This is a genomic window from Pseudomonas lurida (assembly GCF_013522705.1).
Classification (GTDB): Bacteria; Pseudomonadota; Gammaproteobacteria; order Pseudomonadales; family Pseudomonadaceae; genus Aquipseudomonas; species Aquipseudomonas quebecensis.
On the sequence record NZ_JAAMRE010000017.1, the window covers coordinates 1 to 19,734 of the forward strand.

A 19,734-nucleotide genomic window follows, 5' to 3' on the forward strand; every position below is an offset into this window, starting at 1 on the left:
GTCAAGTGATTATTTTCAGAAGTTTTCGAAGATTTCTTCAACAACTTCAACCACTTGCGCTTCCGATCTCTCGTTAGCGGGAGGCGAATTCTACAGCGTTACACGCTGCTGTCAACACCTCTTTTTCTCCGCTTTCGACCGAGAAGATCGAAACGTTAATAGAGCCAAACAACCTTGCTCTACCAACTCCTTCTGAGCTTCGATGAACTGAAGCGATCCGCTGTCGAATTCTGCGTAACTCTTTGTTTACCAAGGAGTTTTCCGTTTCGACTGCGCCGGAAGTGGGGCGAATTATAGACTTCTGGAATCTGCCGTCAAGCGTTAATTATGCTTTTGTCGCGAAAGATGATTTTTTCGCGATAACCCGCGGGATACGCCGCATAACCGGCGGAATTCGCAAGACCAGAAGCGCCGCACCTAGAGAGGCGTAGACGGCCCATTCTTTAAGATCCGCCCTCACGATCCACAGCATATGCAACAAGCCAAGCCCAAGAATTACGTACACAAGACGATGCAGCTTCTTCCAACGCTTACCCAGCCGGCGCTGACTATAGCGATTCGATGTCACTGCCAACGCTGACAAACCCAGGAAACCCAACGCTCCGACAATAATGTACGGGCGCTTGCGCAGCTCCACTCCCAGTTGCGACCAATCCAGCCCCAGAACAAAGACACCATAGGCCGCCAAGTGCAGCACCACATAAGCAAAGCACCACAACCCCAACTGCCGGCGCACCGCTATCCATCCCGACCATCCAGTGAGCTTCTGCATCGGGGTCATTGCCAGAGTGATCAGTAGCAGGATCAAGGTCCCCAGACCCAACCGATCAACCAACACCTTGCCCGGATCGGGGCCCAGTGCAGAACTCCATGCCTGGTATAGCCAATACAACGGCCATATCGCCACGGCTATAAAGACGGCAACACGCCAGATAAGTTGACGCATCAATAGTTCTTCCGCAGATCGAGGCCCGTATAAAGAGACGCCACCTCTTGCGAGTACCCATTGAACATTTGCGTTTCACGCACATTGGGACTGAATAGGCCGCTCGGCAGCCGACGCTCACGGGCCTGTGTCCAACGAGGATGATCGACCGTAGGATTCACATTCGCATAAAACCCATACTCATCCGCAGCGATGCTTTGCCAGGTGGTTTTCGGTTGCTCACTGACAAGACTGATGCGGACAATTGACTTCACACTCTTGAAGCCATACTTCCAAGGCACAACAAGACGCAAGGGTGCGCCATTCTGGTTAGGCAGCTCCCGCCCATACATGCCCACGGCAAGAATCGCCAAAGGGTTCATTGCCTCGTCCAGACGCAAACCTTCTACATATGGCCAATCAATCAAGGCGAAGCTGGAACGTTGACCCGGCATGCTCTTAGGATCCTGCAGGGTTTCGAAACGGATGTACTTGGCCTTGGAAGTCGGCTCGACCTGCTTGAGCAGGGCTGCAATCGGAAACCCTATCCATGGAATAACCATCGACCACGCTTCGACACACCGCAGCCGGTAGATGCGCTCTTCCAATTGATAAGGCTTAATGAAATCTTCCAGGGCATAACGCCCAGGCTTTGCAACCTCACCATCAATCACAACACTCCAGGGCTCAGTCTTGAGCGAACCGGCGTTTTTCGCCGGATCCCCCTTGTCGGTACCGAACTCGTAGAAGTTGTTGTAGTGCGTTGCGTCTTTGAATGGCGTGATGGCCTCATCCTTGACCGTTATCGCTTGCCACTTTGTAGCAGGCAGCTTCTCGGCAAACCAGCCAGGCGCCCTGCCCGGCTCGACGTCGGCATAACGGGCAGCTTCATCCGCGCTCGCCCAGCGTGGCAAGCTGCTGGTGGCAATGCTGGCAAGCGCACCACCGAGCAAGCTGCGGCGAGAGAGGTAGAAGGACTCGGGGGTGACATCCGACTCGTGGCAATCGGACGCTTTAGGCGATTTAATTAACATGGCAACTCCGCAGCGTTGGAGAACTGATGCACCAATAGACTGCGGAGTATGGGCGAAATTACATTAAGGCAGCGTTTTGTCCCGACGCAGACGCAGCAGATATTGAATCGGCCCCGACGCTGCATAAGCCAGGAACGCCAGCAGCAGAATACGCGGCGGGTCGCTGAACACCACAGCGAACACCAACACCACCACAAGAATCGCCACGAAAGGCACCCGCCCCTTGAGATCCAGCTCCTTGAAGCTGTTGTACTTGATGTTACTCACCATCAGCATCCCAGCAGCGGCAACCATCAGTGCCACCAGGAACGACATTTTCGACCCCTGGATGCCGTAGTCACTGAACGCCCAGACGATGCCCGCTACCACACCCGCAGCGGCAGGGCTGGCCAATCCAATGAAATAACGCTTGTCGGCGGTGCCCACTTGAGTATTGAAGCGCGCCAGACGCAGCGCGGCACCCGCGACATAAATGAAGGCGACCATCCAGCCGACCTTGCCCATATCACCCAACGCCCAGGCAAATGCCAGCAAGGCCGGGGCAACACCAAACGCGACCATATCCGACAGCGAGTCGTATTCGGCCCCGAAAGCGCTTTGCGTATTCGTCATTCGCGCCACACGACCATCCAGGCCGTCGAGCACCATGGCCACGAAAATCGCGATGGCGGCAAAGCCGAAATATTTGCTGGCGCTTACGGCATCACCCGCCGCCAACGCGCTTTGCGCGCTCATGGAGTTGATGATGGAGTAGAACCCAGCAAACAGGTTCGCAGTCGTAAACAGGTTGGGCAGAAGATAGATGCCACGATGCCGGACCTTGCGACCTTCCGCGTCATGCCCTTCTTCGACATGTTCATCGATCGGCAGCAGGCTTTCGGCGTCAGAAGCCTGGCTTGGCTCTTCGGGACGTTCGCTCATGGACTTTACCTTGCAACAGTTTGAAAAATTCAACAAAGACGTGCGGCGAGTGTTCGCCGGCAAACGATGCAGCTTTATACCAGAACCGGCGACCCAAACGAAAAAACGCGGCCTAAGCCGCGTTTTTCGCTGATGCGTACGACTTAGTTCTTGGCTTTGTCGACGATCTTGTTGGCACCGATCCACGGCATCATCGAGCGCAGTTGCTCGCCGATGACTTCGATACCGTGAGCAGCATTGTTACGACGCTTGGCGGTCATCGAAGGGTAGCCGGTAGCGCCTTCGCTGATGAACATTTTGGCGTACTCGCCGTCCTGAATGCGTTTCAGGGCGTTACGCATGGCCTGACGGGACTCGGCGTTGATGACTTCCGGGCCAGTCACGTACTCGCCGTATTCGGCGTTGTTGGAGATCGAGTAGTTCATGTTGGCGATACCGCCTTCGTACATGAGGTCAACGATCAGCTTCAGTTCGTGCAGGCATTCGAAGTAGGCCATTTCCGGCGCGTAGCCAGCTTCAACCAGGGTTTCGAAACCGGCTTTAACCAGCTCAACGGTACCGCCGCACAGAACGGCTTGCTCGCCGAACAGGTCGGTTTCGGTCTCGTCCTTGAAGGTGGTTTCGATGATGCCGGTACGACCGCCACCCACGCCGGCGGCGTAGGACAGCGCAACGTTCTTGGCGTTGCCCGACGCGTCCTGGTAGATCGCGATCAAGTCAGGGATACCACCGCCTTTGACGAACTCGGAACGCACGGTATGGCCCGGTGCTTTCGGCGCGATCATGATTACGTCGAGGTCGGCGCGCGGCACAACCTGGTTGTAGTGGATCGCGAAGCCGTGGGAGAACGCCAGGGTGGCGCCTTTTTTGATGTTCGGCTCGATTTCGTTCTTGTACAGCGAAGACTGGAACTCGTCCGGGGTCAGGATCATGACCAGGTCGGCAGCAGCAACGGCGGAAGCGACGTCCGTCACTTTTAGGCCGTGGGCTTCAGCCTTGGCCACGGTGGCCGAGCCTTTGCGCAGGCCGACAGTCACGTCAACGCCGGAGTCTTTCAGGTTGCAGGCTTGCGCGTGACCTTGGGAGCCGTAGCCGATGATGGCGACTTTCTTGCCCTGGATGATCGACAGGTCACAATCTTTATCGTAATAAACTTTCATGAGGTTCCTCTATATATCCAGGCCGTAAGGCCATTCGCTAATTTGGTTTAGATGCTGAGTACTTTGTCGCCACGGGCAATCCCGGTGACACCACTGCGGACGGTTTCCAAAATCGAGGCCGTCCCGATCGACTGGATGAAGCTGTCCAGCTTGTCGCTCGTACCGGTCAGTTGAACGGTATAAACACTGGCGCTCACATCGACGATCTGCCCGCGATAAATATCGGTAGTGCGCTTGATCTCGGCACGCTGGGCGCCCGTGGCCTTGACTTTAACCAGCATCAGCTCGCGCTCGATATGGGCGCTTTCCGACAGGTCGACCAACTTGACCACTTCGATCAGCTTGTTGAGGTTTTTGGTGATCTGCTCGATCACCTCATCGTGGCCGACGGTGGTCAACGTCAGACGCGACAGGGTCGGATCTTCGGTTGGGGCCACGGTCAGGCTTTCGATGTTGTAGTTACGTTGTGAAAACAGGCCGACAACACGCGACAGGGCGCCGGGTTCGTTCTCCAGAAGCAGGGAGATAATATGCCGCATGATTAAGTACGCTCCGTCTTGTTCAGCCACATGTCGCGCATAGAGCCGTCTTTGATCTGCATCGGGTAGACGTGCTCGCTGGTATCCACCTGAATATCGATGAACACCAGGCGATCCTTCATGGCGAACGCCTCTTCCATCTTAGGCTTCAGATCTTTCAGATCGGTGATGCGAATGCCGACGTGGCCATAGGCTTCAACCAACTTGACGAAGTCCGGCAACGATTCCATGTAGGAATGGGAGTGACGGCTACCGTAGCTCATGTCCTGCCACTGACGAACCATGCCCAGCACGCCGTTGTTCAAGCAGACGATCTTCACGGGAAGGCCGTACTGCAGGCACGTCGACAGCTCCTGGATGTTCATCTGGATGCTGCCTTCGCCGGTGACGCACGCAACGTCCGCCTCCGGGAAGCTCAGCTTCACCCCCATGGCCGCTGGGAAACCAAAGCCCATCGTGCCCAGGCCACCGGAGTTGATCCAGCGGTTCGGCTTGTCGAACTTGTAGTACTGCGCAGCGAACATCTGGTGCTGCCCCACGTCGGAGGTCACAAAGGCGTCGCCCTTGGTCACTTCGCAGAGGGTTTCGATCACGGTTTGGGGCTTGATGATGCTGCCGTCGCCCTTGTCGTACGGGAACAGGCCGCGATCACCGCGCCATTCGTCGATCTGCTTCCACCAACTGGCGACAAACTCCTTGTTCGGCGTTTCACCGATGTCCTTGAGCGCTGCCACCATTTCAGTCAATACGCTTTCCACCGGCCCCACGATCGGCACATCGGCCTTGATGGTCTTGGAGATGGATGCAGGGTCAATGTCGATGTGGATGATCTTGGCATTCGGGCAAAACTTGCTCGCGCCATTGATCACACGGTCGTCGAACCGCGCGCCAACCGCCAGAATGACATCCGCGTGGTGCATGGTCAGGTTGGCGGTGTAGCTGCCGTGCATACCGAGCATGCCGACGAACTGACGATCCGAACCCGGGAATGCACCGAGGCCCATCAAGGTATTGGTTACCGGCAGGTTGAGCAGCTTGGCCAGTTCGGTCAGCGGCGCGGAGCCACCGCCCAGGATCACGCCACCACCCGAGTACAGCACGGGACGCTTGGCCGCCAGGAGCATTTCCGCTGCCTTGCGAATTTGACCCGAGTGCCCACGGACGGCCGGGCTGTAGGAGCGCAATTTGGCTTTCTTCGGAAAAATGTATTCGAATTTCTCCGCCGGGTTGGTCATGTCTTTCGGAATATCGACCACCACAGGGCCCGGACGACCGGACTGCGCGAGGTAGAACGCCTTTTTCATGACTTCCGGAATTTCCGAGGCATGCTTGATCATGAAGCTGTGTTTCACGATCGGCCGGGAGATACCGATCATGTCGGTTTCCTGGAATGCGTCGGTACCGACCATGGTGCTGGCAACCTGGCCGGAAATGATCACCATCGGGATGGAGTCCATATAAGCAGTCGCGATGCCGGTAATGGCATTGGTTGCGCCTGGGCCTGACGTTACCAGCACCACACCGGCTTTACCGGTGGCACGGGCATAGCCGTCAGCCATATGGGTCGCGGCTTGTTCGTGGCGAACCAGGATGTGGGTAACAGCCGGTTCCTTGAACAGCGCGTCGTAAACATGCAGAAGAGCACCACCTGGGTACCCGTAGATATAGTCGACGCCTTCGTCACGCAAAAAGCGGACGAGCATCTCACCACCAGATAAAAGCTCCACGTTGTTCACCTCTAAAACGCCAGAATACCGTCCGTTGAAAACCGACGGGTCTTAATAGGTTTACTTCTCAACAGAGCATGAGCGACGGTGGTCGCCGACTACGTCAGCACTGACTGAGCAAGTATTGGGATCGTCCCAAGTGTTGCGGGCTTTTCCCACCCAGCGCGAGGTAACGCGTTGCGGGTGTAACAGGTCGGCGCGGATGTGCACCTCATGATCTGCTGAGCGGGCCTGCTTCTGGCAGTCCCGATACAGCGGACTTTGGATTCTTCTGTTTCAGGCCGTTCAAGTCAAGCAATAATTGCGCTTTTTTCCAACTAAGCGCATGAGAACGCATAAGAAAGGGCTGTGAGGAGGGATAAAACTCGCCTGAATGTCGTCAAGCGGTAGAAATATGCGCAAGACTGCCGAAAAAGCCGGCAGTCAGGCAATTAACGAGCGCCGACGATCAATTGATCGAACTTTTTCAGCGCATTGCGCAGCCCGAGGCTTTCCACAGGCCGGTCGGCGTAGACCATCTCGGCCATTTCCAGAATTCCCGATGCGCCGGGCAGAGGCAGATCCTGCTCAAGGATGTGCTTCATGCGCGCCAGGAAAACCCACTGCAGCCATTGATGAAAGTCCAGCGTGTCCACCGAAAACGGCTCGACACTCCTGAGCGCCTCAGGGCTGGGAGGCGTCTCGTCCCACCAGCCCTGCACACGCAATTCCCGCTCGATCAGCAATAACTGTTCGGCAATCGCATGAAAACGCCCATCCATCAGAGGTTGACCTTGGCTTTCTGCCGAGCCTGGGCCGCACCGGCGGCATCACCCTGCGCCGCGCGCGCATCACCGATCAAAGCCCATAGGCTGGCTTGCAGGTCAGGCCGACCATTGGCCAGGCTGAGACCGCGACGCGCGAACTGTTCAGCCTGCGGCGCGTCGCCCTGGGCCATGCGCACCTGCGCCAAGCGATACAGAACCTGAGGCTCACGCGGCGCAACACGTTGCGCACGTTCAAGGCTGGACGATGCGCCATTCAAATCGCCGCCTGCCTGCTGCTGTTGCGCGGTAGTCAGCAAGGCCAGCACCGGCCCGTCCAACTGCTCATCAGCCGACAGGCCAGCCGCATTGGAAGACGACGGAATGCCGCTCGGCGACGATGGCATGTTATAGGTGCCCTGATTGACTGGCGCCGTCTGAATCGGCGTGGCATCGATCGGCCCGGAAGTGCTTGGCCCTGGCGTCCACGGCTCAGCGCTGATCGGCGCCGCTGTGGCAGCACCGCCGCCGGGAACCATCACTACCACGCCCGAATCCTGCGGCACCGCTTGGGCCGCGGCCTGCACAGGACGCTTGGTTACGGTCTGGCGGAAGCCGCCATTGGCCGAGATACGGTCGCTATTGGAAACGGCTGTGCTCGAGTCCACCACGGGAATGGAACCGCGCTGCACGCTGGAGCAACCGCCGAGCAAAGCCAGCGCTGTAATAGCTGGAATCCACCACTTGTTCACTTGAAACCCTCTTTGCTTAATTCATCCAGCCCTTGACCCAGTCCATCACCGATTCCGCGTCAGCAGGGGCACCGCCACCGCACGCGGCACCGGGTGGTGGTTCGCTGCCGCGAATATACGGCATCTGCACCGCCCCCGGACAGTTCGCATCGGAGCCCTGGCCGGTGTGTGGATCAATCCAGGCCTGCACAATGTTGTCCGGCTGCGGCATGTTCAACGGAAGCGGGTCGGCCTTGCGCATGAAACTGGTCCAGACCTGCAACGCCCCCGTGGCACCGGTGAACGGCGTCTTGCCATTATCGTCACGGCCCAACCACACGACAGCCAGCACATCCTGTCCAAAACCTGCGAACCAGCTGTCGCGCGAATCGTTACTGGTACCCGTCTTGCCCGCCAACGTCAGATTCGAAGGCAGCACTTTATAGACCGAACTGCCAGTACCTTCGCGCATCACGCGCTGCATAGCATTCTGGATCAGGTAGATGGAACCCGCGTCGAAACGCTGCTGAATCTGGAACGGATAGCGCTTGAGCGGTTCACCCTCGGCCGTCAATACGCTGCGAATACCGCGCATCGGCGTGTTGAAGCCACCGTTGGCCAGGGTCTGGTACATGGTTGCAACTTCCATTGGCGTCATGGCGCCGGCGCCCAGCAGGATCGATGGGAACGCCGGGAATTCCCGCTCGATGCCCAGGCGCGCCAGCGTCTTGAGCACGCTCGGCACCCCGACTTCCAAGCCGAGCCGAGACGTGGAGATGTTGTAGGAGTGCGCCAACCCCTGGTACAGAAATACCGTGCCATGGGAACGGCGATCAAAGTTCTGGGGGGTCCAGACCTGGCCATCGGCGCCCTTGACCGACAGCGGATCGTCCGAGAGCCAGCTGGTGAGCGTGTACTTGTTCGGTTTTTCCAACGCCGTCAAATACACCGCCGGCTTGACCAGCGAGCCAATCGGACGCACAGCATCCAAGGCCCGATTGAATCCGGCGAAGCTGGCCTGACGACTGCCGATCATGGCCTGCACCTCACCCGTCTCAGGATTGGTCACGACCATTGCCGCTTCCACTTCATCGGAACCCTTGCGGCCGGTCAGGCGCTTGAAGGTGTCGTTGACCGATGCTTCGGCCTTCATCTGCAGGATCGGATCGAAGCTGGTGAAGATCCGCAGGCCTTCCTCGGTCAAGTCTTCGTCGCGGTAGTCTTCACGCAACTGGCGTTTGACCAGGTCGATAAAGCCGGGGAAGGAGCTGTCCGCCAACTTGCCACGCGAGGTCACGCCCAGCGGCATTTTCTTGGCTGCGGCAACCTGCTCGGCGGTTGCGACACCCTGCTGCTCCAGCACGTCCAGCACCAGGTTACGGCGTTCCAGCGCGCGCTCCGGGTTGCGACGCGGGTTGTAATAGGACGGGCCCTTGACCATGCCGACCAGCAGTGCGACCTGATGCAGCTTCAATTCGGACAGCGGTTGACCGAAAAAGAACTGACTGGCCAGGCCAAAACCATGCACCGCGCGCTGGCCGTCCTGGCCGACGAAGACTTCATTAAGGTAAGCCTCGAGAATTTCCTGCTTGCTGTAGTGCAGCTCAAGCAGCATCGCCATCATGGCTTCAGTGAGCTTGCGGGTCAGGCTGCGCTCGTTGGTCAGGTAGAAGTTCTTGACCAATTGCTGGGTAAGCGTACTGCCGCCCTGGGTCATTTTGCCGCCGGAGGTATTTACCCAGATGGCGCGGGCAATCGACTTGGGCGAGACGCCCCAGTGACTGTAAAAATCGCGATCCTCCACCGCAACCAGCGTTTCGAGCAGGTACGGCGGCACCTGGTCCAGCTTGATCAGGATGCGATCTTCGAGATTCTTGGGGTAAATGCCGCCGATCATCAGCGGTTCCAGGCGAACCACCGGCAGCTTCGAGCCGTTGAGCGACGACAGTTCGGCTACATAGTCGCCGGAGAAGCGCACACGTACCGGCTGAGGTTTTTCCAGACCTTCATAGAACTGGAAACCACGGGTGTTCAAATCGACGGTGTTACCGCTGACGGCGGCGGCACCGGGGCCATTGCTGACGGGTTCACGACGATAACCGAGCGCGTCGAGCTCGGTGAGGAAGTCGTCCTTGCTCAGCTTCTGGCCGGTAAACAACTCCAGCGGGCGTGCGTAGACCTTGGCCGGAATGGTCCACCGTTTACCGGAGAATTTCTCCTGGACCACGGCGTCGAGGTACACCGCAAAGCCGGCGAGCACGACAAGACCGACAAGGCCGAGCTTGAGCGCCCAGCCCAACCAGGGGCGCAGGCTGCGGGAGGGTGTTTTTTTACGGGAACGGGGAGATCGGGTTCGAGTCATGGCGGCGGATTATACGCACTTTATCGATGATCAACATGAGCCGGACAGCGGTTTGCACGACCGCCCACAGCGGCCATAATGCCCACCATGATTTCCCCCAGACTCTGAAGGATCGCCCGTGAGCCAGTCCCTGATCGCAGCCCTGCAAAACCCGGCGTTGTACCCGCATCCGGTAGAAGCGTTCCAAGTCATCGAAACCCATATCTCCTGGGTCATTTTGACCGGCCCTTATGCCTATAAACTGAAGAAGCCGATGAACTTCGGATTCCTGGACTTCACCGCCCTGGACGATCGCGGGCACTTTTGCAAAGAGGAACTGCGTCTCAACCAACGCCTGACAACAGATTTATATCTGGACGTACTGCCGATTACCGGCACCACCGAATCGCCGCAATTGGGCGGTGATGGCCCGGTGATCGAATACGCGCTGAAAATGCGCCAGTTTCCGCAAAGCCAGCTGCTGAGCACCTTGCAGGCCAATGGCGAACTGACCAGTGCGCACATCGATGAGATGGCCCGGCAGATCGCGCACTTTCATCTCACCGCCCCACACGTACCGCAAGCTCACCCCGCCGGCACCCCGGACGAGGTGATGGCGCCGGTGCGACAGAACTTCGAACAAATTCGGCCTTTCCTCAGCGATAAGGCCGACCTGATTCAACTCGACGCCCTGCAAGCCTGGGCCGAAAGCAGCTTCGAGCGCCTCAAGCCACTGCTCGCGCAACGCAAGCTCGATGGGTTCACCCGCGAATGCCATGGTGATATCCACCTCGGCAACGCTACGCTGATCGATGGTCAGGTGGTCATTTTTGACTGCATCGAATTCAACGAGCCGTTTCGCTTCACCGACGTTTACGCCGACACCGGCTTCCTGGCCATGGACCTGGAAGATCGCGGGCTCAAGTCCCTGGCTCGCCGCTTCATCAGCCAATACCTGGAGCTGACCGGTGACTATCAGGGCCTTGAGTTGCTGAACTTCTACAAAGCCTACCGCGCCCTGGTCCGTGCCAAAGTTGCGCTGTTCAGCATGCCGAGCGAGGCCAGCCCGGTGCAACGCGCCACCACCCTGCGCCAGTACCGCAACTACGCCAATCTGGCGGAAAGCTACAGCACCATTCCATCGCGCTTTCTGGCGATCACCCACGGTGTGTCGGCGGTTGGAAAGAGCCACGTTGCCATGCGCCTGGTGGAAGCCTTGGGCGCCGTACGCCTGCGTTCGGACGTGGAGCGCAAGCGCCTGTTCGGCCAACAGCAGATAGAAAACACGCCCCAGGCCGGTATCTATGCCGCCGATGCCAGCATCAAGACCTACGCACGCCTGAATGAAATCGCCACCATCGTGCTGCGCGCCGGTTTCCCCGTGGTGCTGGATGCCACATTCCTCAAACGCGAACAGCGCGATGCCGCCGCCAAAGTCGCCGAAGCCACCGGTGCGCCTTTTCTGATTCTGGATTGCAATGCGCCACCCGCGGTAATCGCCAGCTGGCTGGCACAACGTCAGGCGGAACAAAACGACCCTTCCGACGCGACCCTCGCCGTTATTGAGGAACAACAGGCCAACCGCGATCCGCTGACGGCCGAAGAACTGCTGCAGAGCAAGCGCGTAGAGACCAATCAGAGCGGGACATTGGATGCGTTGGTCGCGAACATTCGCCAACGTCTGCCAGGCTTGTAAGAAATATTTCTTGGTCGTGTCGCTGCTTGAGGCGCGCGACCTGTAAATAGTGGCACTATAATGGCGTCATAATTCCAACAGGAGTCGCCTTCATGAGTCAGCCCAAGCTTCTCGATTCTCCGCTCTACTCGCTCCTGCATAAAGATGATATTCGCGGCTTCAACCACGAGCGCCCGACAGAGGGCATTGTCGATATGCGGGGCGGCGACTTCCGTGGGCTGGACCTGCGCGAGCTGAACGCCAATGGCGTGGATTTCACCGACGCGTATTTCCGCTCCGCCGATTTGCGCGGCGTGGATTTGCGCGGTTGCTCGCTGGAAGGCGCCAGCCTGGCGCATGCGCAGATTTCAGGCGCCTACTTTCCGCCTGAGCTGACCGCGGATGAAATCCTCATGTCGGTCAATTTCGGCACCCGCCTGCGCTACCGCACCAAGTGATCCCAACGACCTAAGCCCCGGTCATGCAAGCGCATAACCGGGAGCTTGCGGCTGCGTCAGTCATGGCTACCACTCCATTCTTATAAGCGTTTAAGCCGCTTCGGAGCAAAGAACTGCACTTTTCCTACTGAGCGCTACACTCCTTTTCAGGCTTGCCTGGTCACGATACCCACCGAACCATTCGGCCGTCGCAAGGAGGCTTGATGAACGATGAGCTGCAACACCTGAAAAACCTCGGCAAGACTTCAGCACAGTGGTTGCATGCGGTGGGCATCCACAGTGCATCCGACTTGCGTCGCCTGGGCGCGGTCGACGCGTACAGAGCCGTCAGGACCCGCGGATTTCGGGCGTCTAAAGTGCTGTTATATGCGATTGAAGGGGCATTGCTGGATGTGCACTGGAATGACATACCTGCCGAGCGCAAGGAAGCACTGAATCGCCAGGTAGATGCAATTGCGGCACGACAGAAAAGCTGAACCTTTCACCCTCCAACCCCCATGTTTCGAACGAGCGTTTGAGAAAAGCTCTGATGCGAGCCGAAACAACGGTTGACTCTCAAATGAGAATCGTTATGATTATCACAACTGGTCGCGAGATCAGCCGATAACTGAAAGGCCCTTGGTTCGGGCGCTCAGATTATCTCCTCATCAGGCTAATCACGGTTATTTGACCCGGCTCTTGCCGGGTCTTTTTTTGCCTGCCAAACCCGTATCAGCGCGCGATGATCAACGGATGCCCGCGTTCCGGATGCGGCTGAACCAGCACTTCAAGCCCAAACACCGCTTTAAGGGCCTCAGGCTGCAGCACCTGCACCGGCGTGCCCAGTGCATGAGGGCGCCCTTGCGCCAGCAGTAGAATCCTGTCGCAGTAACGTGCGGCCAGGTTCAGATCATGCAGGATCACCAGCACCGCCGCCCCTTGATCAGCAAAGGAGCGGACCGCTTGCAAAATGGTGTGTTGGTGCAAAGGGTCGAGCATCGATGTGGGCTCATCCAGCAGCAGGGTCTGCCCCGCTTCACCTGGCCATACCTGCGCCAATACGCGCGCCAGGTGCACACGCTGACGCTCACCGCCGGACAAGGCGAGGTAACTGCGCGCGCTTAAATGCCCGATATCGGCGGCTTGCAACGCCGCCTTGATAATCTCGTCGTCACGCGCCTTGCCCGTCTGATGAGGCAGGCGCCCCATGCCGACCACCTCCTGGACACGGAAAGCGAAGTCCAGCGTGGACACCTGCGGCAACACCGCCAGGCGTTGCGCACGCTGCGCCCCACTCCACGCGCCCAGTGCTTTCTGATCCAGCCACACTGCGCCCTGATCCGCCTGCAATTCACCCGACAACGCCCCCAGCAATGTGCTTTTACCAGCACCATTGGGACCCAGTACGCCAAGCACTTCACCCGGCAGCAGGTCGAGGGTGACGCCCTCCAGTACGGTTTTGCGATCACGGCGGATCTGCAAGGCTTCAACCCGCAACATCAGGCGCGTCCTCGTAACAGCAAGTAGAGAAAAAACGGCGCACCGATAAACGCAGTCACAATTCCAATCGGCAACTCAGCAGGTGCCAAGGCCAGCCGTGCGACCAGGTCGGCAAACAGTAATAGGCTTGCGCCCGCCAACACCGAAGCAGGTAACAGCACCCGATGATCGGGCCCGGCCAACAGCCGAACCAGGTGCGGCACCACCAACCCGACAAAGCCAATCATGCCCGCCGCAGCCACCGCCGCGCCCACCCCCAAGGCAGTGCAGAACACCAACTCGCGTTTGAGACGTTCAACATCAATGCCCAAATGACCCGCTTCGGATTCGCCAAGCAGCAGCGCATTCAACGCCTTCGCCCGGCGCGGCAACCATAGCGCCACGCCGGCACTCACCAGCAGCAATGGCCACAGCCGCGAATAACTGGCGCCGTTCAGGCTGCCCAGGTTCCAGAACGTGAGCGTACGCAACGTCGCGTCATCCGCCAGGTAGGTGAACAATCCGACGGCCGAACCGGCGAGCGCAGTCAGAGCAATACCCGCCAGCAGCATGGTCGCTACATGAGTCTGACCATTGCGTCGCCCCAGGCGATAAACCAGCGCAGTCACCCCCAGCCCACCCAGAAACGCACACAGCGACAACAGGTAAGGGCCGAACACTTCCGGCAAACCGCCCAGCAACGTAGCACCGACTATGGCGACCGCCGCTCCCAGGGCCGCCCCGCTGGACACCCCGACCAATCCGGGGTCCGCCAACGGGTTGCGAAACAGCCCTTGCATCGCCACGCCCGACAGCGCCAACACTCCTCCGACCGCCAGGCCCAGCAGAGTGCGCGGCAGACGAATCTGCCCCAGAATCAGCTCAGCCTGCTCAAGCCCCTGGGCATCGAGCGGCACGCCCAGCAAGCGCAAAGCCGCACGCAGGGTGTCCCACAACGGCAGGCTCACCGGCCCCAATGCCAAAGACAGCCAGATCGCCAAGCCGCACAGCAGCGTCAAGCCGATAAACAAGGTGCGCGGTTTTACCAGAGTGGTCATCGGGCGGATTCAGTCGAGTCTGGATAAAACACCGCCGACAAGGCTTGCAGGCTCTGCGGCAGACGCGGTCCCAGCCCGCCGACCAGCAGGGTAGGGTCCAGCTCAAGCACTCGCCCACGCTTGGCCGCCGGTGTGGCCGCCAGAATCGGGTTTTCCTTGAACAACGCGGCACGCGCCGCATCACCGCCGAGCGCGCGATCCGCGAACACCAGGACATCCGGGCTCAACCCCGCCAGCGATTCCGCAGAAAACGGTTTGTAACCGGAGTGCGTCGCCAGATTCCGCCCACCCGCGTGCCGCAACACCCAATCCGCGACCGTGCCCCGACCGGCCACAAGCGGCTTGCCACCGGCATTGCCGACCAGCAACAACACGCCCGGCGCCTTGTGAGTGGCCTGCATCGTCGCAACGTGGGCTTCGTGCCGAGCCAGCGCGTGTTCGTACTCACTGAACACCGCGTCAGCCTGGGCTTCGTTGCCGAGCAACTGACCCAAGTGACCGAGGTTGCTCTTCAACGTCTGCAAATCCGGCTGCGCCGAGAACAGCTCCACCTGCACACCTGCATTGCGCATCTGTGCCAGCGCCGCCGGCGGCCCCATTTCCTCTGTGCCTACAAGTAAGTGCGGGCGCAGGCTCAGAACTCCCTCGGCGGACAATTGCCGCTGGTAACCGATGCTTGGCAATGCCTTGAGCGTTGCGGGATGCTGGCTGGTAGTGTCCACACCGACCAGTTTCGGCTCGCCGCCCAACGCCACCACCCACTCCGACAACGCGCCACCGGCACTCACCCAGCGTTGCGGCAGTTCAGAGGCCAGCGCCCCGTGGTTGACCAGCAGTCCGACAACAAGCGCAATAGCGCTGGCACTCAGGCGCATAACAGGGTTTCCTTCCAGGGGCAGGGCTTTTGAGGCTTGTCCGAGGTGACAGACGGGTCCCGACTGGCATCGAACGTAGCACCCCGTCAGCCAACGGGCGAAGCCGGCATTTGATAATTGTTTGCATTTGAACGTCAAGGCACTTAAGGATTGAAATGAAGTTTCTCTGCTCCTCCGCCGCGCTCGCGCCCAACACCAGCCTCGGTTTCAATATCGACGGTTGCACGTTATTGGCCGTGCGCCGCGATGGCATCGCTTACTTCTATATCAACCGCTGCCCCCATCGCGGTGTCGCGCTGGAGTGGCAGCCGGACCAGTTTCTCGACGACAGCGCCAGCTTGATACGGTGTGCCACCCACGGCGCGTTGTTTCTGATCGAAACCGGTGAATGCATCGCCGGGCCGTGCGCCGGTAGAAGCCTGGTCGCCGTGCCCGGCCGCGAAGACGCCCATGGCCTTTGGGTGGATGCCTAGTCGAGCAACACGTCCAGGCGGCGCTCCACGCAAATCTCCTGCGCCGTGACGCGCACGCCATACGCCAGCACTTCCACCCCGGCGGCCTTGGCCTCGCGTAATGCCGCACCGTAGGCCGCATCGATTTCCACGGCCGGGCGCACTGCGTCGATCCCCGACAGATTGACGCAATACAATTGCACGGCCCGCACGCCATCCCGCGCCAGGTGCGCCAACTCCCGCAGATGCTTGGCCCCGCGCTGCGTCACCGCGTCGGGAAAAGCCGCCACTCTGGAATCATCAAACCCCAAGGTGACGCTTTTGACTTCCACGTAGGCCGCGCCGTGGGGATAGTCCAAACGGAAGTCGATACGGCTTTTCTCCTGACCATACGGGACTTCGCGCTTCAGAGCGGTAAAACCATCCAGCTCGATGATGACCCCGGCGCGCAACGCCTCCTCCACCAACTGATTGGCGCGCGCCGTGTTCACGCAAGCCAGGCGGCCCTGAGGCGTTTCAGCGATTTCCCAGGTGCCGGGCAGCTTGCGCTTGGGATCATCGGAGCGGCTGAACCAGACCTGCCCGCCTTCGACCATGCAATTGAGCATCGAGCCGGTGTTCGGGCAGTGAATCGTGAGTAACTCGCCGGTAACGGTTTCGATATCGGTAAGAAAACGCTTGTAACGACGAATCAAGCGGCCTTCTTCGAGGGGAGGATAAAAACGCATCAGCCTTGCCAACTCCGCAGACCACGGGCGATGCGTTGCACTGCTTCCTGCAGGCGCTCGGTGTTCTGCGTGTAGGCAAACCGTACGTGGTGGCTGGCCTGGTAACGACCAAAATCCAGGCCGGGCGTAAATGCGACGTGCTCGGTTTCCAGGAAATGACGGCAGAATGCGAAGGCATCGCCGCCGAATGCGCTGATATCAGCGTACAAATAGAAGGCGCCTTCGGGCTCGACGGCAATACCGAAGCCCAACTCGCGCAATGCCGGCAGCAGGAAATCGCGACGGCGCCCGAATTCGGCGCGGCGCTCTTCCAGGATACTCAGCGTCTGCGGGGTAAAACACGCCAGCGCGGCATGCTGAGCCATGCTTGGCGCACTGATGTAGAGGTTTTGCGCCAACTTCTCCAGTTCACCCACCGCAGCGGATGGCGCCACCAGCCACCCCAAGCGCCAACCGGTCATGCCGAAATACTTCGAAAAACTATTCAGGACAAAGGCGTCATCATCGACCTCCAGCACACTGGCGGCGTCGGTGCCGTAAGTGAGGCCGTGGTAGATCTCGTCCACCACCAAATGGCCATCGCGCGCCTTGATCGCACTCGATAGCCCGGCCAGTTCGTCACGGGTCAGGATCGTGCCGGTCGGGTTAGCCGGCGATGCCACGAGGGCGCCCACGCTGTCCTGGTCCCAGTGCTTGGCCACCAGGTCCGCCGTCAGTTGATAGCGCACGTCCGGGCCCACCGGTACCAGTTGCGCCGCGCCTTCCACCAACCGCAGAAAATGCCGGTTACACGGATAACCCGGGTCTGCCAGCAGCCAATGCTTGCCGGGGTCCACCAGCAAACTGCTGGCCAGCAGCAACGCACCCGAGCCACCGGGCGTGATCAGGATCCGCTCGGGATCGACACTTAAACCGTAGCGTTGCTGATAGAACCCACTGATGGCCTCGCGCAGTTCCGGCAGGCCACGGGCGGCGGTGTAGCGGGTTTTGCCGTTGGCCAACGCAGCCTGGCCGGCCCGAATGATCGGCTCGGCCGTGGTGAAATCCGGCTCGCCGATTTCCAAGTGGATCACATCATGGCCCGCCGCCTGCAGCTCGTTGGCGCGCGCCAGCAACGCCATGACATGAAAAGGTTCGATGGCGCGACTGCGCGCACTGTAGGGCTGGGCCATTAGCCTTCCTTAACGGTGAGGACAAAATCAGGATTCTACCGAACCCTCACGGTAAAACATGCTCTATTGCCTGCTCGGTCGTTCGAGATGAACCCGGCACGCGCCAGCAAAACGACTAAAATCAACATTCGAGGCGATCCATACCCAGCCACAGCGGGCTGCTGCAGTTTGCAACCCCTGGGCGGAGGGCTTCGACAACCGGGAGTGGCGCACCCTGAATCTATCTGGTAAGTTCGCCCGCTTGCAGCCGCAGGGCCGGCAGGTGTCGGTGACGTTGCAATCCTGCGCAATGGATTAGAAGAGTGAGAGGCGGTCTATTCATGTCCACCCAAGCAAAGCAACAGCAGCAGAGCCTCAGCGGCTTCACACCTTACGTCGAAACGAAGGGTGAGGAGTACATGGGCAAGCCCATGCGCCAGCACTTCACCAAGATCCTGCAAAAGTGGAAGCAGGACTTGATGCAGGAAGTCGACCGTACGGTTGACCATATGAAGGACGAAGCGGCCAACTTCCCTGACCCGGCCGACCGTGCCAGCCAGGAAGAGGAATTCGCCCTCGAGCTGCGTGCCCGTGATCGCGAACGTAAGCTGATCAAGAAGATCGATAAAACACTGCAACTGATCGAAGACGAAGAATATGGCTGGTGCGAATCCTGCGGCGTCGAGATCGGCATTCGTCGCCTGGAAGCCCGCCCAACCGCGGACCTGTGCGTAGATTGCAAAACCTTGGCCGAAATCAAGGAAAAACAGGTCGGCAAATAATCCTGCCGGGCTGAACGAATGGGGCGTGCTAACGCTCCATTTTTGTTTCTGGCGTTTGCCGATTTTCCAGTAGTATCCGGCCCATGACTGCCTCTACCTATATCGGGCGTTTCGCCCCCACGCCCAGCGGCCATCTGCATTTTGGTTCCCTGGTCGCCGCCCTCGCCTCCTACCTCGACGCCCGCGCCAACCATGGCCGCTGGCTGATGCGCATGGAAGACCTGGACCCGCCGCGCGAAGAACCCGGCGCCCAGGCCGCGATTCTTCATGCACTGGAAAGCTATGGCTTTGAGTGGGACGGTGAACTGGTCCGACAAAGCGAGCGGCATGCTGCCTACGCCAAAGTGCTGAACGACCTGTTCAACCATGGACTGGCCTACGCTTGCACCTGCTCGCGCAAACAACTGGAGCCTTACAACGGCATCTACCCCGGCTTGTGCCGTAACGCCGGCCATGACCTGCACGACGCGGCCATCCGTTTGCGCGTTCCCGAGCTGGAATACCACTTTACTGACCGAGTGCAGGGCAACTTCCGACAGCACTTGGGTCGCGAGGTCGGCGACTTTGTTATTCGTCGGCGCGACGGCCTCTACGCCTACCAATTGGCCGTGGTGCTGGATGACGCCTGGCAAGGCGTGACCGACATCGTGCGCGGTGCCGACCTGCTCGACTCCACACCGCGCCAGCTGTACCTGCAGGAACTGCTGGGCCTGCGCCAACCGCGCTACTTGCACGTACCGCTGATCGTGCAGCCCGATGGCAACAAATTGGGCAAGTCCTACCGCTCGCCGCCGTTGACACCCGACCAGGCCACGCCGTTGCTGTTAAGAGCCCTGCGCGCCCTCGGGCAGCAACCGGGCAGCGAACTGCTCTACGCCAGCGCGCGCGAGTTGCTCGATTGGGGTATCCAGCACTGGGATGCCACGCGCATCCCGCGCACACTCACGTTGGCGGAAGCGCACTTGAGCTGAAGGCG

19 protein-coding genes and 1 pseudogene are annotated in these 19,734 nt (G+C 59.4%); 6 read left to right on the forward strand and 14 right to left on the reverse strand.

What is annotated here, in order from left to right:
- Positions 1–325: 325 nt before the first annotated feature.
- The 9 genes from msrQ to mrcB form a co-directional block, all read right to left on the reverse strand.
- Positions 326–946: a protein-methionine-sulfoxide reductase heme-binding subunit MsrQ gene (gene msrQ, locus G7025_RS15180; protein WP_181079984.1), complete on the reverse strand. Its 621-nt coding sequence runs from the start codon at positions 944–946 to the stop codon at positions 326–328.
- Positions 946–1,959, reverse strand: a complete 1,014-nt coding sequence (gene msrP, locus G7025_RS15185; protein WP_181079985.1) for a protein-methionine-sulfoxide reductase catalytic subunit MsrP — start codon at positions 1,957–1,959, stop codon at positions 946–948. The genes msrQ and msrP overlap by 1 nt, the downstream gene beginning before the upstream one ends.
- Positions 1,960–2,022: 63 nt before the next feature.
- Positions 2,023–2,880 (reverse strand): CDP-diacylglycerol--serine O-phosphatidyltransferase, encoded by an 858-nt coding sequence (gene pssA / locus G7025_RS15190; protein ID WP_181079986.1) that lies wholly within the window; start codon positions 2,878–2,880, stop codon positions 2,023–2,025.
- Positions 2,881–3,023: 143 nt separating this feature from the next.
- On the reverse strand, positions 3,024–4,040 hold the full coding sequence (ilvC, locus tag G7025_RS15195) for a ketol-acid reductoisomerase (RefSeq protein WP_003194132.1): 1,017 nt from the start codon (positions 4,038–4,040) through the stop codon (positions 3,024–3,026).
- A gap of 47 nt (positions 4,041–4,087) precedes the next feature.
- Positions 4,088–4,579, reverse strand: coding sequence for an acetolactate synthase small subunit (ilvN, locus tag G7025_RS15200; protein WP_003176102.1), 492 nt, complete (start codon positions 4,577–4,579; stop codon positions 4,088–4,090).
- Positions 4,580–4,581: 2 nt separating this feature from the next.
- On the reverse strand, positions 4,582–6,306 hold the full coding sequence (locus G7025_RS15205) for an acetolactate synthase 3 large subunit (RefSeq protein WP_181079987.1): 1,725 nt from the start codon (positions 6,304–6,306) through the stop codon (positions 4,582–4,584).
- A gap of 431 nt (positions 6,307–6,737) precedes the next feature.
- Positions 6,738–7,067: a YqcC family protein gene (locus G7025_RS15210; protein ID WP_181079988.1), complete on the reverse strand. Its 330-nt coding sequence runs from the start codon at positions 7,065–7,067 to the stop codon at positions 6,738–6,740.
- Positions 7,067–7,801: a tetratricopeptide repeat protein gene (locus G7025_RS15215; RefSeq protein WP_181079989.1), complete on the reverse strand. Its 735-nt coding sequence runs from the start codon at positions 7,799–7,801 to the stop codon at positions 7,067–7,069. The genes G7025_RS15210 and G7025_RS15215 overlap by 1 nt, the downstream gene beginning before the upstream one ends.
- 16 nt (positions 7,802–7,817) lie before the next feature.
- Complete coding sequence (mrcB, locus tag G7025_RS15220; RefSeq protein WP_181079990.1) at positions 7,818–10,142, reverse strand: penicillin-binding protein 1B; 2,325 nt, start codon at positions 10,140–10,142, stop codon at positions 7,818–7,820.
- Positions 10,143–10,260: 118 nt separating this feature from the next.
- On the opposite strand from mrcB, the gene G7025_RS15225 reads away from it, so the two are divergent.
- The 3 genes from G7025_RS15225 to G7025_RS15235 all read left to right on the forward strand — a co-directional run bounded on the left by G7025_RS15225 (position 10,261) and on the right by G7025_RS15235 (position 12,730).
- Positions 10,261–11,817, forward strand: a complete 1,557-nt coding sequence (locus tag G7025_RS15225; protein ID WP_181079991.1) for a bifunctional aminoglycoside phosphotransferase/ATP-binding protein — start codon at positions 10,261–10,263, stop codon at positions 11,815–11,817.
- Positions 11,818–11,909: 92 nt separating this feature from the next.
- Entirely contained in the window at positions 11,910–12,254 is a 345-nt protein-coding gene (locus G7025_RS15230; protein ID WP_181079992.1) for a pentapeptide repeat-containing protein, read from the forward strand.
- 203 nt (positions 12,255–12,457) lie between these two features.
- Positions 12,458–12,730 carry a TfoX/Sxy family protein gene (locus G7025_RS15235; protein WP_181079993.1) on the forward strand — a complete coding sequence of 91 codons (273 nt, stop codon included), beginning with the start codon at positions 12,458–12,460 and terminating at the stop codon, positions 12,728–12,730.
- A gap of 235 nt (positions 12,731–12,965) precedes the next feature.
- Here G7025_RS15235 and G7025_RS15240 read toward each other — a convergent pair.
- The 3 genes and pseudogenes from G7025_RS15240 to G7025_RS15250 form a co-directional block, all read right to left on the reverse strand.
- A pseudogene (locus G7025_RS15240) lies at positions 12,966–13,694 on the reverse strand (heme ABC transporter ATP-binding protein); the annotation flags it as partial.
- A 38-nt stretch (positions 13,695–13,732) separates the two neighbouring features.
- Positions 13,733–14,770, reverse strand: coding sequence for a FecCD family ABC transporter permease (locus G7025_RS15245; protein ID WP_258197694.1), 1,038 nt, complete (start codon positions 14,768–14,770; stop codon positions 13,733–13,735).
- Positions 14,767–15,645, reverse strand: a complete 879-nt coding sequence (locus tag G7025_RS15250; protein ID WP_181079995.1) for a heme/hemin ABC transporter substrate-binding protein — start codon at positions 15,643–15,645, stop codon at positions 14,767–14,769. The genes G7025_RS15245 and G7025_RS15250 overlap by 4 nt, the downstream gene beginning before the upstream one ends.
- 155 nt (positions 15,646–15,800) lie before the next feature.
- Here G7025_RS15250 and G7025_RS15255 point away from each other — a divergent pair, with 155 nt between their 5' ends.
- Complete coding sequence (locus tag G7025_RS15255; protein WP_181079996.1) at positions 15,801–16,118, forward strand: Rieske (2Fe-2S) protein; 318 nt, start codon at positions 15,801–15,803, stop codon at positions 16,116–16,118.
- Here the strand turns inward: G7025_RS15255 and sfsA are convergent.
- Together sfsA and G7025_RS15265 are read right to left on the reverse strand one after the other, a co-directional pair.
- Positions 16,115–16,825: a DNA/RNA nuclease SfsA gene (sfsA, locus tag G7025_RS15260; protein WP_181079997.1), complete on the reverse strand. Its 711-nt coding sequence runs from the start codon at positions 16,823–16,825 to the stop codon at positions 16,115–16,117. The two genes, G7025_RS15255 and sfsA, sit on opposite strands and share 4 nt — an antisense overlap.
- Entirely contained in the window at positions 16,825–17,997 is a 1,173-nt protein-coding gene (locus G7025_RS15265) for a pyridoxal phosphate-dependent aminotransferase (RefSeq protein WP_181079998.1), read from the reverse strand. The genes sfsA and G7025_RS15265 overlap by 1 nt, the downstream gene beginning before the upstream one ends.
- Positions 17,998–18,317: 320 nt before the next feature.
- Here G7025_RS15265 and dksA point away from each other — a divergent pair, with 320 nt between their 5' ends.
- Both dksA and gluQRS read left to right on the forward strand, forming a co-directional pair.
- Entirely contained in the window at positions 18,318–18,758 is a 441-nt protein-coding gene (gene dksA, locus G7025_RS15270) for an RNA polymerase-binding protein DksA (protein WP_034100675.1), read from the forward strand.
- An 83-nt stretch (positions 18,759–18,841) separates the two neighbouring features.
- On the forward strand, positions 18,842–19,729 hold the full coding sequence (gene gluQRS / locus G7025_RS15275; RefSeq protein WP_181079999.1) for a tRNA glutamyl-Q(34) synthetase GluQRS: 888 nt from the start codon (positions 18,842–18,844) through the stop codon (positions 19,727–19,729).
- Positions 19,730–19,734: the final 5 nt, after the last annotated feature.

Bases quoted from the DNA above. Each gene is read 5' to 3' on its own strand.
- msrP (WP_181079985.1), bottom strand. From the start codon at position 1,959: ATGTTAATTAAATCGCCTAAAGCGTCCGATTGCCACGAGTCGGATGTC.
- G7025_RS15250 (WP_181079995.1), bottom strand. From the start codon at position 15,645: ATGCGCCTGAGTGCCAGCGCTATTGCGCTTGTTGTCGGACTGCTGGTC.
- ilvN (WP_003176102.1), bottom strand. From the start codon at position 4,579: ATGCGGCATATTATCTCCCTGCTTCTGGAGAACGAACCCGGCGCCCTG.
- G7025_RS15230 (WP_181079992.1), top strand. From the start codon at position 11,910: ATGAGTCAGCCCAAGCTTCTCGATTCTCCGCTCTACTCGCTCCTGCAT.
- G7025_RS15235 (WP_181079993.1), top strand. From the start codon at position 12,458: ATGAACGATGAGCTGCAACACCTGAAAAACCTCGGCAAGACTTCAGCA.
- G7025_RS15245 (WP_258197694.1), bottom strand. From the start codon at position 14,770: ATGACCACTCTGGTAAAACCGCGCACCTTGTTTATCGGCTTGACGCTG.
- G7025_RS15255 (WP_181079996.1), top strand. From the start codon at position 15,801: ATGAAGTTTCTCTGCTCCTCCGCCGCGCTCGCGCCCAACACCAGCCTC.
- sfsA (WP_181079997.1), bottom strand. From the start codon at position 16,825: ATGCGTTTTTATCCTCCCCTCGAAGAAGGCCGCTTGATTCGTCGTTAC.
- mrcB (WP_181079990.1), bottom strand. From the start codon at position 10,142: ATGACTCGAACCCGATCTCCCCGTTCCCGTAAAAAAACACCCTCCCGC.
- ilvC (WP_003194132.1), bottom strand. From the start codon at position 4,040: ATGAAAGTTTATTACGATAAAGATTGTGACCTGTCGATCATCCAGGGC.
- G7025_RS15265 (WP_181079998.1), bottom strand. From the start codon at position 17,997: ATGGCCCAGCCCTACAGTGCGCGCAGTCGCGCCATCGAACCTTTTCAT.
- dksA (WP_034100675.1), top strand. From the start codon at position 18,318: ATGTCCACCCAAGCAAAGCAACAGCAGCAGAGCCTCAGCGGCTTCACA.
- msrQ (WP_181079984.1), bottom strand. From the start codon at position 946: ATGCGTCAACTTATCTGGCGTGTTGCCGTCTTTATAGCCGTGGCGATA.
- gluQRS (WP_181079999.1), top strand. From the start codon at position 18,842: ATGACTGCCTCTACCTATATCGGGCGTTTCGCCCCCACGCCCAGCGGC.
- G7025_RS15210 (WP_181079988.1), bottom strand. From the start codon at position 7,067: ATGGATGGGCGTTTTCATGCGATTGCCGAACAGTTATTGCTGATCGAG.
- pssA (WP_181079986.1), bottom strand. From the start codon at position 2,880: ATGAGCGAACGTCCCGAAGAGCCAAGCCAGGCTTCTGACGCCGAAAGC.